We start from the raw sequence: 18684 nt of genomic DNA, 5'->3' as shown, positions 1-18684 counted from the left end.
TATGTTGTTTTTTAATTAAGTGACAATAATAACTGTCAATAGTGCATTTTAACGCACTATTACGATTCCTATTTTTGCATTTGACAAATTTACGCCAACACTATAATCAGCATCAAAATGTTTACTATCCCTTTGTTTTAGATTCTCTACACCAAGTACTCAAAACTTTTTTTTTAATCTAGATAAATAATTAAATAATCAATAATCTTACCTTGTCTTTATTTTCAATACGCATACCTTTTTTTTAAACGAAGCATTTTATAAAAGTAACCCTAAAGCTCCTCCCCTTTTTTGAGGAGGACGTAACGAAAGTTACGAGCCAGATGCAACGTGAAATATGCATAGTGATTTAGTTAATCTGAATAAAACGAAAGTGCATCGTTTTGAGAAAATCACTTTTTCGAGCTTTATCGACTATGAACATAAAACCTATTGCAAGTAATAAGTAAGCTCCTCCCCTTTTTTTTTAAAGGAGGACGTAACGAAAGTTACGAGCCAGATGCAACGTGAAATATGCATAGTGGTTTAGCTAATCTAACTAAAACGTAATTTTATCATTTTGTACGTACTACTGCGGACGGAGGGGTCAGGGGATTTTCCCCCTTTTTTCTATTCTCATTTTATACCACCACTATTTTTACTTAACTTTTGGTCAGATTAACCACTTTTAAAAGTTATGTGATGCAAGCAGACGTTAAAAAATTTTTGGGTTTAGACTTTAAAACCAATACACCTTGGTTAGACAATACCTATACCCTCCGAAAATTAATTGGACTCTTAGGCATCTTGCTCCCATTACTCTTACCGCTGTTTTTATATATGTATACCGGCCATGCCAACACCCTAGAATCTATTAGTCATTACTATTATACCCAATCTCAGAGTATATTTACCATTATCATCAGCCTAATGGCTATCTTTTTAATGATTTATAAAGGTAAAGACCCGGTGGACTTCTACATTTCTTTTATTGCTGGTTTTTTTGCCTTAATGGTCATATTATTTCCTACCTCAAATATTGTTGCCGCCAATACTACGCTAAACGAAGCGTATATGATTACCATACCCGCAGACCATACCGTAAGGATTGGTTTTCATTATATAAGTGCGGCTATTTTCTTAGGGTGTTTAACCTATATGAGCTTCTTTCAATTCACAAAATCTAATGTGCCTAAAAATGAGCGAACCCCTGAAAAAAATACTAGAAATACCATTTACAAAATCTGTGGCACTTTTATGTGCATTGGGTTATTGGTAATGGTCTTGGGACTCACTGGCGTAATAGAAGAAACGGTATATACAAAATTGCGTCTTACCTTTTGGATGGAAACTCTAGCCGTATTTAGTTTCGGACTTTCTTGGTTAGTAAAAGGTGAAGCTATTTTAGGGGATAAATAGTTAGAGAGCAGAGAATAGAGAATAGAGAAAATTAGAATAGAGAAAATTAGAATAAAAAGATGATCAGAAACTTTATTTATTTCTATTTAATACGCTAATCACTAATCGCTTAACGGTTTCCATTTCTTCTGGTTTGCTAGAAGCAATGTATAGTGTTAAGCTTGCTAAAGTATCGTTGCTAATTATCGGTTCTTGTTGACTATTAAAAAGCATCTTATTCAACTGTAAAAACTTCAGAAAACAAGCAGCTGCTATACGTTTATTGCCATCTACAAAAGAATGATTTTTTACTATTAAATATAAAAGCATAGTGGCTTTTTCTTCTAATGTGGCATAAAAATCATCATTTCCAAATCCTTTTGCTATTTGTGCTACTGAACTTTGAAAACTTTGGTCTTTCTCTTTACCAAATACATCCGAATCAAATTCAGTTAACATTTGATTAATTAGTTTTTGATAGTCTTCTAAACTTGGATAAGTAGCTTCTCTTTTAGTTAAACCTTTTACATCTAATTGTTCATGATCATAATCATCTAATAAACTTAAACCTTGTGCAAAAATTTCTAACAAATCATTATCTGATGATTTTTCTTCTATAGCCTTTGCTACGCTTCTCGTTAAAATATGAATCCCATCTTTTAATACCTGGACTTCTTGTTGCTTTTGTGCTAATCTCTTTTCATTCAGCGTATAACCTTTTACTAAATGCTCTTTCAAGGTTTGTGTTGCCCATATTCTAAATTGTGTACCTTGCTTTGATTTTACTCTATATCCTACAGATATAATTACATCTAGATTGTATAGATTTACAGCTGATGTTTGCGTTTTACTAGGGATAGCACCATGTTCAGTGGTTATCCGGGATTTCCGGACAACCATTTTTTCTTGAAGTTCACCTTCAGTAAAAATATTTCGTATATGTTCTGAAACAGTACGCTTATTTTTATCAAATAATTCCCCCATTTGAGCTTGTGTAAGCCAAACCGTATCTTTCTCAAATTGTACATTAATTTGAGTGGTACCATCATTGGCTTGATAAATTTCTATTTGGTTTTGTTCTTTCATTTAAAATTGATATGTTGTAAAATATGTGACAACCGTTACTTTTTCAATTACTAAAATACAATAAATATTACAGTAAAAAGAACTAGAATCGAGACTGATTGTGGTTAGAACTTAGAGATATTAGTTTTTTATGTTTTTACTGACTCGTGCCTCCTAAATCACTCGAAGAAACCTAGCATGCGTCAGTTCGAGTTGAGGCGACAGCCGAAGTATCGAGTCCCTCCCGAATCCCGAGACTTCGGGAGGGACTCGTAACCTCCTAATTTACTCGAAGAGAAGTTACATTGGTTAGTTAGAGTTGAGGCGACAGCCGAAGTATGCTTCTAACGAATTTAAACGTTAACCTTCAAGAATTAATACAAAGTTATTTGTAAGCAATAAGTAAGCTCCTCCCCTTGTTAAGGGGAGGTGTCCAAACGTAATTTTATCATTTTGTACATACCACGGCGGACGGAGGGGTGAACTCCTTTCTTCAATATCTTTATTTCTTCTTGTTTTAAGCCAGAGAACTCCTTTTATAAGGCTCTATTTGATAACACGCCATTATTTTGTTCTAAGAAACGAAGAAGTATCGAGACCATTTTATCAGGCATTTCAAAATTACTATCTATATAACTTTTAAAGCTATTATAACTTACCTTGAAAAACAGACGTTGTATATGAAAAATGCATGTTAATTATTATAAGATGTGAAAAATAAACGCTTAAATCTATATCAAACATACAAAACAACTGTGAAAAACACATGCTTTATATGAAAAAAACACGCTAAATGCCTATTTTTATGAAAAACGTACGCTGATTCCATTTTATTTTGTTATCTAATTTAGTCATGAAAAACACTTACAATTAGTAAAAAACAATCACCTACCCCCCTATCCCTTACATTCTTTTTCATTTCTCTATAAAATTTACTCGAAGAGAAGTTACATTGGTTAGTTCGAGTTGAGGCGACAGCCGAAGTATGCTTCTAACGAATTTAAACGTAAACCTTCAAGAATTAATACAAAGTTATTTGTAAGCAATAAGTAAGCTCCTCCCCTAAAAAAAAAGGGGAGGTGTCCAAACGTAATTTTATCATTTTGTACTTTCTATTGTGGACGGAGGGGTCACCCCTTTTTTCACTCTCCCGAAGTCTCGGGAGTTAGCAGTAAACGCCTTTGTATTGCTTTACCTAACACTCCAAGCCCAAAACATTAACAACGGCTGCATTACTAACAAGCGTAACCATGCACCCCATAATGGAATACAATAGGCAGTAGGTATACAACCTTCTTGATTAATAACATACCAATGGGTGGGAATAAAAGCAATCAATAATAAGAGGATCCCTATAACCGCTAATCCCCTTGTTTTAGGAATTGCAACACCAATAGCCAATCCCATTTCTACTGCACCTGCTGCATAATTAATAAATTGCTTATAGTCTGCAAAATAAGGCGGAATCTGATCAAAATAAAAATCCGGATTTATAAAATGGTAGCTACCCGCAAAGAGAAAAAAGAGAATAAGCAGTATACGGAGGACTTTAATCATTACAATTGGTTTTGTATGTATGTATTGCCGGATTCGGGACGCGTTCACTCCAAGTGACGTGACAAGCGTCAGTTCGAGTCTCCGGATTCGGGAGTTAGCAGTAAACGCCATTGGGTGTTTTTTTTATCAAACCCCAAAAAGCCTGCTGATTTACTAAAATATACCGTTTCTATGGAATTATCACGCTCACTAAAACGTCCGGTACTTTTAAATAGCTGTACATCAGTAAATGTTTTTGTACCCAAGGTAAATTCCGTTATTGGCACAGCCGCCAATTGCTCTCTACTAAAATAATCAGTGCCATAAAACACCAGTCCTTTTGCAGCAATATAAAATTCAATGGTTAAGGCATTTTCTCGTTCTGCCAATAATTTAATAGTAATTTCTCCCGTAAAAACGGTATCGTTTTTACTTGGTGCTAACGTATAAATATATCAATCAAAATAATCTGGATTTTTTGCCCACGGGTCTGAGCCAATAGTATCTTTTACAACACCCTCAGAAAAAAGACGCAACGTATCTTTTTCTGACGACACAAAAACGAGTGCTGTTTTACCTTGATACGGTATCATAGCCAAATCAGCCTTGGAAACGTTATAGTGTTGCCCTGAATTTATTTTCGGTGCCGTTTGGCAAGAGGCTACTACACCGAGCATAAAAATAATGGCCGTAATTCTCATACGATAGGCTATTTAAGGGTTAAACTGTTACTAAAAACTGCCACTAAAAATAGCTTACAACTCATTTTCATTCGCTTTTTGTACAATTGCTTTTAAGCGTGCTTTATGCTGTTGCTGATCTGTTTTTATTTTATTCTTTTTACGAGCCAATTGTTTACTATGCTTGGCTTTATTCTTGGTATTTTTTTCTTTCCCTATTTTTCCCATTTATTCTCCCATTTTATGATAAGACCAAATGACAATGCCAATCCATAAGGCTGCACATACACCCACAAATAGCGAAAAGTACCATACAATATCATTTGCTTCCATGGTCTACCAATTTAAAGAATATCATTAAACCTATTAACATGGGTGCCCACAACCCTATAAAAATACCGTGCATTTCATCTCCATGTAAAAATGTATATTCTGCTACAACAATGATAAGGGCACATAATACTAACATTAGAAAATAACCAATGCCTATTTTTTTTATAAACTTCATATTGAAATATAGTAGTTAATTTAATGAAGCCTAATTTAAGAATTTTTATTTGTTCTTTTTAACCCTTTGGCTAAAATTGTTTGGATGGTGGATTAGAATGCTTTTAATTTGGTTTGGTGATAAGAGAAATTACTTTTATGAAAAACACCCCATTGGATTCATTAATTTTTGCCAGTAACTTTATTCTCCCACAATAAAAACTTATCCCAATGACTTTCATTCCATTGTGCCGTTAGATAATAATCACCTACAAATAATTCTTTTGTATAATACCTACTTCTACCCGAATAATCTTTCGTTCCTTCTGAAATGTGTCTTAATATTTTATAATTGGCACCAAAAACTTGCTTTGAGTAATCTTCACTTCGAAGGTTTACTATTTCTTTAGAAGTTAAAAGATTCTTGTCAGTAAATCTTCTAAATGTTTTTTGAACATATGCCCCTATTTTTAGACCATCTACTTTTCTTTTATCATTATTCAAAACCTTAGATGTAATACTATTTTTTGATATTAATAATTTGTGTTTTATCTCTGACGCTGACTTTTTCGTTTTGTCTTTTATTTCAACTTCTAATTCTTCAAATACATTTTCAATCGTTTCTATATCGTAATCATTAAATAAATTCTCTTTAAGAATTTTAAGCATATTCCTCTTATATTCTTCAGATAAGATTATTTCCTTAAGTTTTATTTTCTGTTGTCTTCTATCTATTTGGTCCAACTTTTTTTGGGTGAATTTATCTAAATTTTCAAAATTAAAACTTGATTTATTAAATAACTGAACAAACTTTTCTCCTTTTACATTTCGTTTACCAAATGAAATTTTATCAATCATTAATGGATTATCTGATTTATACAAATTACCATCATAAAATACCTGAATTTCTTTACCTATAAGAATACCATAATCAAGTTTTAGTTGTCTCATGTAAGAGAATAATTGCTTCTGATAATCAAGATTAAGGTCTATGTCTGGTCTTTTAACTTCAATAACGAATAAATTCTTTTGTTTGTCAGATTTAAATAATAAATCCGGTTCTATTCTGTTTACAGAACCAATATGAAGTGTAGGTCTTACTTCAATATTACCTAGGTATTCTTTCCATCCAAGTTCTCCAAAAGCTTGAATTACTTTATTTTCAAAAAGTTGTTCATTAATACCAAAACTTATATTCTCTGATAATATAAAATTTAATGCTGACCATTGATTATGACTCATAATTTAAATATTTCAAGTGCAGAGTTAACTAATTCATCGGTTCTATTATTTATATTTTCTTGCTTCCATTCAGAAATGTCGCTAACCTTCTCATTTATATAAAGTCCATTTTTGAAACCAATAAACTTACCATCCTTTGATTTTCTGTTCTGTTTTTTAACCAAAGACATATTACTTAACTGTGAATTGTAACCAGTCAAAGTTAAGTTACCTAGCTTATGAACTGATTCTTTTTTTATCTCGTTTGCTTTTAGTATATCACCATCAGCAATCATATCAACCCAATGAGTAGGTATTTTATCACCTTGTGGAAATATATGTTCAATTGTCCAAACAAATTTTCTCTTGTCTCTGGCATAAAAGTTTTTATATATTTCCTTTGTTTCAGTATTTGCTAATTCTATTGATGAAAGAATATATCTCGTTGCACCTACATTTTCGTCATAAAGATCACCATTTAGTTTTTCTGCAAAGTATTCATCAGAAGCAGGTTTTCCTTTGTCTAAAATAATATCTCTGATATTATCATAAGAGTAATCTTCCAATTTATCAGTTTCAGCAATTATTTCCATAAAATGATTGGTCAAATCTCTCGTTGGTGGTGTATCCGTTACATTTCTACGAATCGAATAATTACATAAAAGATTAACCAATTTAATTTTTTCATCTTCATTAATATCAAACCTTTTGACAATATACAATAATAGCATATATGCGTCAGCTCCTGTAACGTTTTCTAGATTTCGCATTACATTTATTAATTCACTAGAATGCTCATCAATATCATATTCAATATGACTTGAATATATTAGTGATGCTTCTTCCAACCTATCAAAAAAGAAATGTACATTTCTATTTATTAATTCTTCATAAATCAAAATTAAATTAGATCTTAAGGCTTTAGGTCGTTTATTAACCAAAATTTCAGGTTCTAATTTAAAAGCATTATAAAACTGACGTAAGAAGCGTTCTTGTACTTTGTATTCGTCAGACAAATTAGAAATAATAGCATTCCATCGTTCAAAGTTCTCGTTTAAATTTGTGGTTTTCTCTACCTTTTCTAAATGTCCAAGTAACTTATTCTTAATTAAGTCAATTGCTGATAATGGAACACCTCTATTATTTAAAGTTTCAAATAATGTAAATGCATCCGCATGCGTAGCGACATCTATTTTCACTAAAGTTGCACTATTTAACTTGTTAAATATGTTATTCACTTGATTATAGTTATAGACTGGATTATTGTTCTCATCCAACTCATTCAGTCTATCATGAAAATAATTGTATGCCTTACTAATTCTTCTATTTCCGAAATTTTTAGGTTTTTTTATTTTCTTAAGTTCTTCTATTATTGTTGTAAAAATCCATTTATAATCATCTAAATTACTGTTAGAATATGAAGGTTCTAACCTAACTTTATTTGTGTCTTCAAAAACAATTCGATTCCTTAAAGCCATTAATTTTAACTGATGTTTTAAATTTGTCTTGTCTGGTGCATTATCTATTAAAAATTTATAAATAGCTAAATAAAATAAGCATATTGTTGTCATTCTTTGTTGACCATCAACCAATTGTAAATCAGCAGGCTTACTAGAATCCTTCTGTGTATTAATGCAAATTATTGATCCCAAAAAGTGACCTCCTTCACTCTCTTCAATGTCATCAAATAAGGATTCCCAATTCCATTTACTCCATACATATTCACGTTGATATTTAGGTATATGGTAAGATATTTTATTATCTGCACTAAATAATTCTGAAATTGGTTTGTTGTCAGTATTTTGTATCATTGTTTATAATAATTAGTTTTAAAACTATTTAATCTAGAACTTTTTCTATTGATTCTATAATTTCTTTTAACTTTTTAACATAGCTCGAATCTTCGCTATAATTATCATTAAAATAAATTTCGACATGTTTAGAATAGTCTTCAGAATCCTGTATTAATCTAGAATATTCTCTTAAATAAAATTGAATTTTATTTAGCAATAACTTTAGATTGTAATTGTCATGGCCATTAATATTCCATAGTGAAATTATTTCATTAAAAGCAACTTGAAATACTTCATCCCGCCAAACAGTTAATGATGTAGGATTTATATAATCATCATTAAGTCTATCTTCAGCATTGGTTCGTCTCGATATAATTTCAATTGCCTTTTCCTTTATGAATTGTAATACTCCAAAATAAGGGTTTTCAGTTGAGTGAGTTTCATTGGCTTTACATTCATTGATTATATTATTTCTTATTTCAGAATTAATATCTATAATTTCATCTAGGGTTTTTCCAAGATCTATACAGTGCTTAAATTTTTTATCAAGATGTATTTGATGTTTCTTTTTTATATCTTCAAACGACTTGTCATAAAAATCAGTAATTTTATAAATGTTAACATATAGTTTTTTCCAATTTTCACTTGGCTTAAAGTGTTGTATAGAATTATAAAACCTATTTCGGTCAACATCAAGTATTAACTTAGGGTATGCATTTGAAACAAATGACATTCTATTCGGCTCAGTCGGATTGTTTTTTTCTTTTTTGACATAATCATTAGCTATTTTACTTTGACTAATTACATCTTGACATAATTGCTCAATAAATAGAATTATGATATTTAAATTATCACGATATGAATCAATTACCTCCGTTTCCTTATCTTCAGCTTCAATTGTTTTAAGTCTTCTTTGATAAAACAAATCGAGCAATACTAAAAGAATGGCAACAAAAGAAAGTATGGCAGCTAATAAACTCCCATAAGATGAAATAATTCCCTCTTTTTTAGAAAAATCGAAATCCATAAAACTCCAATTTTCCGTTTCAGCTGCTGCTTCAAATGAAAACCAAACCAAAAAGATTGAAGTTATTCCTAATATAAAGGCTAATAAAAATACTAAAATTCTAAAATTCCTTGCTGTCATTTAAATAATATAAGTTGCCAATTCTTTCCAATACGCCTCATCCCAATATTTTCTTGCACTGCCGGAAGTAGACGGTAACACAAAAAGTTTAGTTTCTTTGATTTTCTGAGTTTGTAACCCGTATTGAACTTTTCCTGTTTTTCCTTCAAGTCCTAAAACATACGAAGCTGCTTTTTTACCGTTAAACCCAATGTATTTGGGCTTAAATTTATTTATTTTGTCAATAAATCCTTTCACATTATAATTACTTTCATTGATTTCATTATCATTGCCATGTTGGTTGTGAACTAAATCTGTTAAACCAATTCCAAATTTATAAATGTCATAGCAATTATCTGGTATCAACAATGAATCTGTAAAATTAGCATTAAAAAGAATTTTGTAAAACTGATTACCTGAACCAGCATAGTAAAAGCCTTTTGTTACGGAAGCTGTACCTTTAGCTGTGCCACAGAAAACTATTTTTAAATCTTTATGTAACACATCTTTTAACATATCCTAATCAAATTTTAAATTCACATTCACTGCAACATTTTCATCCCTTCTATAACAATTAATATTACACCGCCCTATCCCAATACAAATACTCTTGAAAGCCTATAAACGTATCTCTAATTGATTTTTTATCTCCTAACTCATGTTTATTAACTAAGTTTGCATTTATATTTCATTTAAAAATATTATTAATTAATCGGCTTTATAATCCTTTCTAAAATTTGTCATGAATATATATTCAAGCTCTGAAATAAAACTAAATTTATGAAGTGATTTGTCTTAAACTGCAATACAATAAATGCCAGAATAATTAATACCTTTTAAAAAATTTCTATCTTTCCATTCAATCCAATTAGTGAAATATTGTAATATACAATATCAGTTATACTTTCTTCTTATTCATTATAATTTGCAACAGCAATAATCACATCATTTTCAATATGGCTACTTCTAGTTAAAATAATATCAAGGTAGTCAGCACCTAATTTTATTTTTAGCTCAATAATACTAGCTATTAAATCATCATATTTTTTATCACCTTTCGCATCACCAAGAACCAATCTTCTTAATGTAAATTTAGATAGGGTTTTATACTTTTTTATATCATTCAAAAGGGTACCAATGAAGGTAATAAGTTCTTGGTCTAAGTCATCTCTTTTTATTTTTAAAAGTGTCTTCAGAGCTATATTTGCCTTTGTTTCCAAAGCAGCTTCAGACTTTCCAGTGCTATATTTTGGTTTGTAAACTTTCATTTCTTCATAGGACTTCCAAAACTTTTTGGTTAAAGGTTGTCTTTCATCTTCAGGTGTACATTTTACAAAATGTAATAATTCTTCAAATGTTTTCTCTATTGGCTTTTCAGTTTCGTACTGGTGAACAATTGAAAACAAAGCCATTCCTTTTTTCCTTAAAACGACTGCATTGTTTTCTTCAAATAATTTAGCGGTCTTGGTTCTGCTTGGAAGTTTACTAATTTTCTTAACTATGTCTGGATGATTATTAAGTATTTCATTGTAATCATTCCTAATAATGGTACTAACACTTAATTCTTCATTCTCTTCTGGGTTCTGACTGATTTTAGTAAATAAACCACTTGGTGTTGGTTTTTCATCAGCATCAAACATTTTAGCATCTTCACCCAATGCACTATGAATTAAAAACATTTTTTGCTGTGCTATTTCTCTACTTTTTACAATATCAGAACCTTGGTCGGTTGGGAAAAAATTGTAAATATATAATTCATCAAATACCTTGGCACTCATTCTATTTATCCTTCCAACACGTTGTATAACTCTAGTAGGATTCCAAGGAATATCATAGTTGATAATTAATCCAGCTCTGTTTAAATTGTATCCTTCTGAAAGTTTATCACTGGTAATTAATACATCAAAATCATCTACCTGATTTTTAAACTTGGCATCGAAATTAGCATTTAACTCTAAAGCAAACTTTTTTGTAATACTACCATCACAAAACATTGCTCTACCAACAAGCTCCTTTTCAAATAACTCTTTTAGGTGACGTACTGTATCCGTATATTCAGAAAATAAGATGACTTTTCTTCGTGGTGTTGATTTTTGGTGTAATACATTTTTAATCGTTTTTAAAACGGCTTCCCTTTTGGGGTCATTTTCAACTAATTTCAACGCTTTTACTTCTTGGTCAACTCGCTCAAATAATTGAATATCACTTTTTATATCTGCAATAAATTTGTCTTTAAATTCAAATTCATCAACCTTATAAATTGTAGTGTGTTTTGGTTTCTTTTTAAATTCTGCATTTTTTTCAAATTCTTCTAACGCTTTTTTAATAGCTTCATAGGTAAAATCATCTGCTTCATCATCTTCATTATATATCTGTTCAATGACTTTTCTATCCATTACATATTTACCAGAATGCACAATAAATGAGAGTACCATTTTATGCGTTCTTAAAAAGCGTTCAATACTTTTATCAAATGCACCAAATGAACTTTCAAAACGTTTCACTAGCAACCTTCTCATAAAATCGAATAAGTTACGTTGTTGTTGGAATGCTCTGTTATCATCCTCACTCATTTTACCTTCATCCTCAACCTTATTTTCATATTCAAAAGGTTTGTATATCGCTCCTTTAAAGTTTCCTTCTTCACTAAAATAATTGGTAATTATTCTATCGTAAAAATCTGATTGTTCTTTTGAAAGCTCAAAAAATTGCTCTTCTGGGTCATTAACTTCTGATAAATTTTGAACCTCATTCTTATATTCAAAATCTGTTTTTAAATCCAATCTGTTACGTCTAATTACGATAGGTGTAATAATATTTTTAATATCATTAGCCATTGCCTTCACATTTTCTCTTACAATATGAATATCAATAGGTGGCTCAATACCAAATAATTTAACATAGTCTTTTTCGGCTTTCACCACCTTTTCTTGGTTTAAAGACTGGTGGTTTTTAATAATATTTGATAATCGTTTAAAACGATAATTATAAGCGTTAAACCTACCTTCTAAATCTTGCTCTAAAGTGATGCCAGATTGCCCAGGAATTATAAATAATTTTAATAAAGAAAATATATCTGCTGGTGAATTGTTAAATGGTGTTGCAGTTAATAAAATCACTTGTTTACCTCTACAAATATCTAATAGTGCTTCATATGCGGAGGTATCTTGATTTCTAAATTTATGAGCTTCATCAACTATTACAAAATCATAATCTAAATGTTTGTTTTCTATAAAAGCCTCTGCTTCTGATTCTAAATTACCAGAACTAGCTATCTCGCAATTAAGGTTAAACTTGTTTTTATATTCCCACCATCCAGTATTATCCTTTCTACTTCCAATTAATCCGGGAGGGCATAAAATTAGACCTCTTTTACCTAATTGGTTTGCTACCAATGATGCAATAATACTTTTACCTAAACCTACTACATCTGCAATTATAACACCATTATAAGTTTCAATTACGTTTAAGGCTTGATTAACCGCATCTATTTGATACTTGTATTTCTCAAAACCATTATCTTCTAATAAACGGTCTATGGCATTGTTAATTTTTTTAGCATCTTGAAGCTCAATATATGTTTTTAATATCAATGCATATGCTTCATAAGGTGTAATTAATGAAGCTTGACTTTTATTCTTTAAAAAATCTATAATAACTTTTGTGCCATTTTCGGCTTCCGTGATTGGAATGGAAGTAATCCACAAATCATCAAAGTATTTTTCAGCACTTTCAAAACCGTAATCTTTAATTTCTACATTAAATTCTTCTTGTTTATGTAAACCAGATTTGGTTAAATTACTACTACCAGTTATAAAAGCTTCTTTAGCTGAAATCTGCGATTCATTCAATTTGAATATATATAATTTAGCGTGATTTGGGTTTAAAGTTTTGCGAATAATTAACCTACCCTCTTCTAGTAACTGAATAAAAAAAGCTATTTGGTTATAAAATGCTTCATTATCCATTTCGGCATTGTTAATAGCATATCCCATAGATTTCATAAACTGGGTAAAATGCTCTTCTTGGCTTAAACTATCATCTTTTAAACCAATTTCAACAATATTAGAAAGATATTTCTCTACTTGTAACCCAACTAGTATTTTAAGATTTACTTCTTTATTTTGTTCTAACTTTTTATAAATCTCTTGCCAACCAGAAAAGTAGAAATACCCAACCAAAAATTTAAGTTCACTACTAACAGAAATTAATGATTCTAAACGTTTTTTTAGGGTGAATTCTCCGCTATTTGTTATAAAATTATTACTCATTTTCAATGCTGTAATTTTCGTATTGTTCTTTAGTTAATTCAAATTCTGTGTCGATTATTAATGTTTCCTCAAACGTCAAATTATACATTTTATAAATTATTGAATTTAATTCCACCAAATTCTCTCTAGAGTTGTCATAACCTTTTAAAATAATTTCTTTTACAATTTTCTCTATTTTTGATTCTACTTTTTCATCAATAATCTTTAGAGGGAAATTTTTCACATCCTCCACCAAAATTTTAGGAAAAGCACCTTTAGTGGCTTTAGGAGATGAATTAAAATGATAAAATGTAGCTAGTTTAGAATTAAGAAAAGCCAATAAAGAATATATATTATAATTAGGGGATTCAAGAACTACTATTATTGCTGGGTCATGATAATACTCAGTTTTGGTAAAAGCGGCAAAAATTGATGGATTAGTGATTTCTCGTATTAGAACCCTATTTCCTTTAAAAAATTTTGGTTGTCTTGGGTTTGCCAAATTATCACAATAGTCAATCCATTCTTGTTCATTCCAATTCAGCTGAAATGGGGTAACATCACTACCATAAATCCATTCTTTTAAGTTTTCATTTTCTAATCTATTAAAGTGATAAACTCTATTTTTTATAGTGAATTCATCTTGACCTTGATATTTATCATAAGCGATTAAGCCTTGACTATATTCTGGAAATAAATTCATTAAAGGCTCAGAATTACTCTTGATTTTTTCTATTAAATTTATTGACTTTTTATCAAGCTTAAAGGCTAAACTCCAGTTTTGATTGAATTTTAAAATTTTGTCATAATTAATCTTGCTATTTTCGATTTGAATTAACTCTTGAAAATTAAAAACTTCACTTGTTTTCTTGTAAGATATGGCATTATCATTATTATTCCTAAATATTGTAATAGCGTTTAAAACGGTTGCTTTTTCAAAAATCTTAAAAGCTGTACAATCCAAAATAAACATAGACCATAGCTCCATTAATCTAATTCTATATTTAGTAGCATAGACATTAAATAAAAAACTATTAGGAATAATAAATGATTTTATTCCATCCTTTTTCAGGTATTTCTGAGCTACTTCAATGAAGAAATAATAGATTTCATAATCAGGGACTTTAAAAAGATGTTTTAGTACCTCTTTTCTATATTCATTTTTCACAGAAACTCCATATGGAGGATTTCCAATAATAATATCAAACTTTTCAATTCCAAACATCCATTCAGGGTCAAACCAAGAAGAAGCATCATCTTTAAAAGGGTTCCAGCTAATTATTTTAAAAGCTCTACTGTTGTGGTCTGTAAATAAATTATTTTGATTAATAAAGGCTTTTTTTTGAACCTTTAAAAAACTCTGTTTAATCTTATTTTTCTTTTTACCTGAGCTTTGGAGATAATCAGCCCTTAATTGCTCTAATTGCTGTAGTTCTTCAAAATTATCAAACATTCCTTGTTGTCCACTTTCATCAGGCAATCCAATTAAGGTATTGGCAGTTACAAATTTAAACTCCAAGTTTGGTAAAGGTTCAATACCTCTGTTTTCCGCATCATCAACAATATTTTCATCAATAATTAAAGATAAAAAACTTCTTAATTTAGAAATTTCTGTTGCAATTGGTTGAATATCTACACCATAAATTGAGTTTTGAATAATCCCTAATTTTCTAATATAATCGGCATTGGCAGTATCCAATTTTTCTTGCATATACTTTCTAGCCAATGCATTTGGTATATTTTCAATTTGTTTTTCTTTCCACCAAGAAGCATCAGGGTCAAGTTTATGAAGTATGGTAATAATTTTATGTAATGCACCCATGGGGAAAGCACCAGAACCACAAGCTGGGTCTAATATTTTAACCGTATTTAAAGCTTCTAGTAATTCTTCTGTTCTTTCTTCATTAAAATCATTTTCACCACCTTCTTTAAACAAATTTTGTAATGCAATTTCATCTTCAACACCTGTTTTTGTTATTAAGTATTGTGTTAAGGATTGCTCTACCATATAATCCACAATTTCTCTTGGAGTATAAAAGCTACCAGTAGCTTTCCTTGCACTTTTTTCTGTGTCTGGGTCTATTTCAGCTAATAGGTTTTCAAATATTGTACCTAACATTTCAGGGTCAATACTTACCTCTGCATCACTTATGCTATTTTCATCAATGGTAAAATTAAACTGCTCCAAAACTGTAAATAATTTAAAAAACCATTCGTTTGGTATATTTAAGTTATAGGATACTTTATGAATACCACTACTGTCTTTAGGGAAAAAATCATCAGTATGTGGTTCAAATAAACCACCATTTAAAAATGGTATGGTTTCGTGACCATCGGGTAAATCATAATCGATTCGTTGCTCTTGTTTTTTATTAAGTATTAAGAAGAATAATTTTTCTAAATAATCGTGGTAGTAATTGAATCCACCATTACTTAGAATTTCAACAGTACCTGAGTGTAACCAACTTTCAGGAATTAAAGGTAGTTTATTTGGTGATTTTTTATTTTTTAAAAACCAACAAAAAATAGTTCTACCAATTAATCGAACACCAAATTCCTGATAAATTTTTCTATTTGCTAACGGTGTTGAAGGTAATTCTAACAAAGTATCAAAATTGTATCTTTTACTAGCAATGTTTATTTTACCACCAATTAGCTCGTAAAAAGCTTTGGAAACTTCTTTGTAAAAAAGTTTGTTTAATGGTTCAACGCTAAATGCTTTTATAATTTCATCAACTGAACCAAAGCTACAATCACCTACTTGTTGTTTAAATGTTTTATTTAGTTTGTCTTTATTAACAAAATAGCTATAACGTTTAAAATCTGTATAACTACGTTTAGTACCAAGGTAATTGGCATTTACAAAACTGAACCTAAAATTACCATCATCATCATAAAATACAAATAGAGAAGCATCTTTTACCTCTTCTTTTAGAATTTTTTTAGCTATTTCATATTGGTTTTTCTTACCAGTTTTTTCTGTTAAAGCATCAGATGTTTTAGAAGCAATTACAATTAGGTCATCACCATTAATGGTGGCTTCACCAATTTTTTCAATGGATTCGTATTTTTCAAAGACCTCATCATCAAACAAATAACTTAAATCATCTTCATCTGGTTTAAAGGTTGGTATTTTGTAACGTAAATATTGTATAAGGTTGTTTTGGCTGAAAGTATGGATGAGGGCATCAATGTGCATGATTTTCAAGAAATTTATAGCTATAAAGTTAAAAATTAAAACTGTTTAAAAAATATAATATATGATTGTTTTTAATTAATATTTCACAAGTCATTTAACGTGGTTTTAATGGATGATAAATTTACACATGAATCTTTTATTGTCCATTTCGTTTTTTGATGCCTAAAGGAAGGTTTGATTTATTAAAAATATGTTTTATAATTATTATCTATCAAAAATTTTTAGTCTTACATTATATAATTTTAGGCTACTATATTACAACTATTTTTTAAGTTTATAAATTCACTTAACTAACCTCCTTATCATTTTAACCCTATTCAGGGGTTGCTTCCCTTGTAAAATTCTGTAATTTTACCGCTTATTAGCACAACAACCATTACATTATCCTTATGAATACATTACGTTTCCTCATTGCAGTACTCATTTGTAATATGGGCTTTGCCCAAGAATTTTCTGAGTTAGATTCAACTAACTCGTATAAATTCCCGGTCTTAACCTATAAAACAGATACCTTGGTTGAAGAAAAAGTAAATTCCTTTTTACACATAAAACATTTGAGGCATTTACCAGGACAGTTTACCAAAACGCCTTTTACTAAAGCCCTGAAATTAGCTAGTAAACTAGAATTTAATGCATGGAAACATTTTGACTATAATGCTAACATCATTTTTGTAGAGCTATTTGGTACCCAAAAAGGTAAGGCATACACGGACATAGAACTATTTGATAAACGTACCGGAGATTTCTTTGATTATGATGATATATTTATTGATGAAAGGGATAGAGGCTATGAAGAAAAATTAACCCTACTATTAGATTCGTTAGTGGCCATCGATAAAATAAACCCTACGTCTAACATTTCTATTCGCATTGAATTATTAGAAGACGACATGCGTGTCAAAGTAAATGGTGTAGAAAATGTATCTGCTGATTTTCCGTATGCATCCATACGTGAAAAACTTACGGAGTATGGCAAGAACTTACTTTTAAATACCTCGGATACCATTATTCGTAGACCTGGCATACTCAATAAATTGTTTAGAGATAGAGCCTTTACCGAAAAAGGTAGTAAATACGAACGCCAGTTAAAATTTAAAATACTAGTGCTGCAACGTACTAAAAAATCGGACCCCGTTATTTATAAATGGTATGAAGGTAAAAACAATTCAGAACGTTTTACAGAATCTATTATAACCGATACCACCATTACATCAGATAACTATGTATGGGATTCGCTTGCTGATAAAAAAGTAAAATTAATGTATACTATGTCCATAGAAAAACAAACGGATAATTCCTGGAAAGGAACCATGCAACAGGGTTCACCGGTATTTCCTGTGCTGTTTAAGGAATATTAAAAGGGGTTCTGCAACAAGGTTGCTATAGCATCGTAGTTTGGTTAAAAGGTATAGAGAAATCGATATTCCTAAAATAATGGATAAAAATAGAGGATCTATATAATGTTTTTATTTTCTATGTATAAATAAACTAAAAATATAAGCTCTATTATAACAAGTAGTTTGCGGTTTGTTTAGACGTTTAACTCCGCACTTTGTTGTTACACTTTTTATGCTATTTTATCTATATATAATTCATCCTCAGTATTAGTAAAGATATATTTATCTATTTTTTTTATTATCGATTCTAAAGTATTTGATTCAGATATTTCCTGTTATAAATAGTCAGATTTAACAAACTGTATTAGCATATCATTATGAGCATCAACACATAGATGTAGTTGTTTTTTCAGTTTAAAATGCAAGTTAATTTTTTTAATAAGTAGTGCATTGTAACTTGTTTAACGAACGCTATAAATAGTAATCTTTTGGAGCAAAAATATATTTGTAAACTTAAAGTTTAAACGCCATGTCTTACTTTTATATTTGTATTTTATTGGCAAGCTCCATTAAATACTTTCGTTATAGATCCCCTTGAACTCAACTAAATATTT

Annotated in this window: 14 protein-coding genes; 2 read left to right on the top strand and 12 right to left on the bottom strand. The window is 30.1% G+C overall.

Features of this window, described 5'->3' with window-relative positions; all coding sequences use genetic code 11:
- Window positions 1–681: 681 nt before the first annotated feature.
- On the top strand, window positions 682–1398 hold the full coding sequence (locus tag D3P13_RS06465) for a hypothetical protein (protein ID WP_117880502.1): 717 nt from the start codon (window positions 682–684) through the stop codon (window positions 1396–1398).
- Between the two features lie 72 nt (window positions 1399–1470).
- On the opposite strand, the gene rhuM is transcribed toward D3P13_RS06465, so the two are convergent.
- From rhuM to D3P13_RS06410, 12 genes are all read right to left on the bottom strand, one after another.
- Window positions 1471–2463 carry a RhuM family protein gene (rhuM, locus tag D3P13_RS06460; protein ID WP_117880501.1) on the bottom strand — a complete coding sequence of 331 codons (993 nt, stop codon included), beginning with the start codon at window positions 2461–2463 and terminating at the stop codon, window positions 1471–1473.
- 1170 nt (window positions 2464–3633) lie between these two features.
- Window positions 3634–3999 carry a DoxX family protein gene (locus D3P13_RS06455; protein WP_157972847.1) on the bottom strand — a complete coding sequence of 122 codons (366 nt, stop codon included), beginning with the start codon at window positions 3997–3999 and terminating at the stop codon, window positions 3634–3636.
- A gap of 68 nt (window positions 4000–4067) precedes the next feature.
- Window positions 4068–4367 carry a hypothetical protein gene (locus tag D3P13_RS06450; RefSeq protein WP_117880499.1) on the bottom strand — a complete coding sequence of 100 codons (300 nt, stop codon included), beginning with the start codon at window positions 4365–4367 and terminating at the stop codon, window positions 4068–4070.
- A gap of 66 nt (window positions 4368–4433) precedes the next feature.
- A complete protein-coding gene (locus tag D3P13_RS06445; protein ID WP_117880498.1) occupies window positions 4434–4679 on the bottom strand; it encodes a hypothetical protein in 246 nt (81 codons plus the stop codon).
- Window positions 4680–4733: 54 nt separating this feature from the next.
- A complete protein-coding gene (locus D3P13_RS22070) occupies window positions 4734–4886 on the bottom strand; it encodes a hypothetical protein (protein ID WP_198679981.1) in 153 nt (50 codons plus the stop codon).
- A gap of 91 nt (window positions 4887–4977) precedes the next feature.
- Complete coding sequence (locus D3P13_RS06440) at window positions 4978–5166, bottom strand: hypothetical protein (protein WP_117880497.1); 189 nt, start codon at window positions 5164–5166, stop codon at window positions 4978–4980.
- Window positions 5167–5327: 161 nt separating this feature from the next.
- Window positions 5328–6386, bottom strand: a complete 1059-nt coding sequence (locus D3P13_RS06435) for a type I restriction enzyme HsdR N-terminal domain-containing protein (protein ID WP_117880496.1) — start codon at window positions 6384–6386, stop codon at window positions 5328–5330.
- Complete coding sequence (locus D3P13_RS06430) at window positions 6383–8176, bottom strand: DUF262 domain-containing protein (RefSeq protein ID WP_117880495.1); 1794 nt, start codon at window positions 8174–8176, stop codon at window positions 6383–6385. Before D3P13_RS06430 ends, D3P13_RS06435 begins: the two co-directional genes overlap by 4 nt.
- A 28-nt stretch (window positions 8177–8204) precedes the next feature.
- Window positions 8205–9305, bottom strand: a complete 1101-nt coding sequence (locus D3P13_RS06425) for a hypothetical protein (protein WP_117880494.1) — start codon at window positions 9303–9305, stop codon at window positions 8205–8207.
- The gene (locus tag D3P13_RS06420; protein WP_117880493.1) at window positions 9306–9800 is read right to left on the bottom strand and encodes a mismatch-specific DNA-glycosylase; all 495 of its coding nucleotides are present in this window, start codon (window positions 9798–9800) and stop codon (window positions 9306–9308) included.
- Between the two features lie 395 nt (window positions 9801–10195).
- Window positions 10196–13555 carry a helicase-related protein gene (locus D3P13_RS06415; RefSeq protein ID WP_117881197.1) on the bottom strand — a complete coding sequence of 1120 codons (3360 nt, stop codon included), beginning with the start codon at window positions 13553–13555 and terminating at the stop codon, window positions 10196–10198.
- Window positions 13548–16733 carry an Eco57I restriction-modification methylase domain-containing protein gene (locus D3P13_RS06410; RefSeq protein WP_117880492.1) on the bottom strand — a complete coding sequence of 1062 codons (3186 nt, stop codon included), beginning with the start codon at window positions 16731–16733 and terminating at the stop codon, window positions 13548–13550. The genes D3P13_RS06415 and D3P13_RS06410 overlap by 8 nt, the downstream gene beginning before the upstream one ends.
- A 389-nt stretch (window positions 16734–17122) precedes the next feature.
- On the opposite strand from D3P13_RS06410, the gene D3P13_RS06405 reads away from it, so the two are divergent.
- On the top strand, window positions 17123–18091 hold the full coding sequence (locus D3P13_RS06405; protein ID WP_157972846.1) for a hypothetical protein: 969 nt from the start codon (window positions 17123–17125) through the stop codon (window positions 18089–18091).
- Window positions 18092–18684: the final 593 nt, after the last annotated feature.

The organism is Aureibaculum luteum (assembly GCF_003449015.1).
Taxonomy (GTDB): Bacteria; Bacteroidota; Bacteroidia; order Flavobacteriales; family Flavobacteriaceae; genus Aureibaculum; species Aureibaculum luteum.
This window is presented reverse-complemented; position numbering and strand designations above follow the sequence as displayed.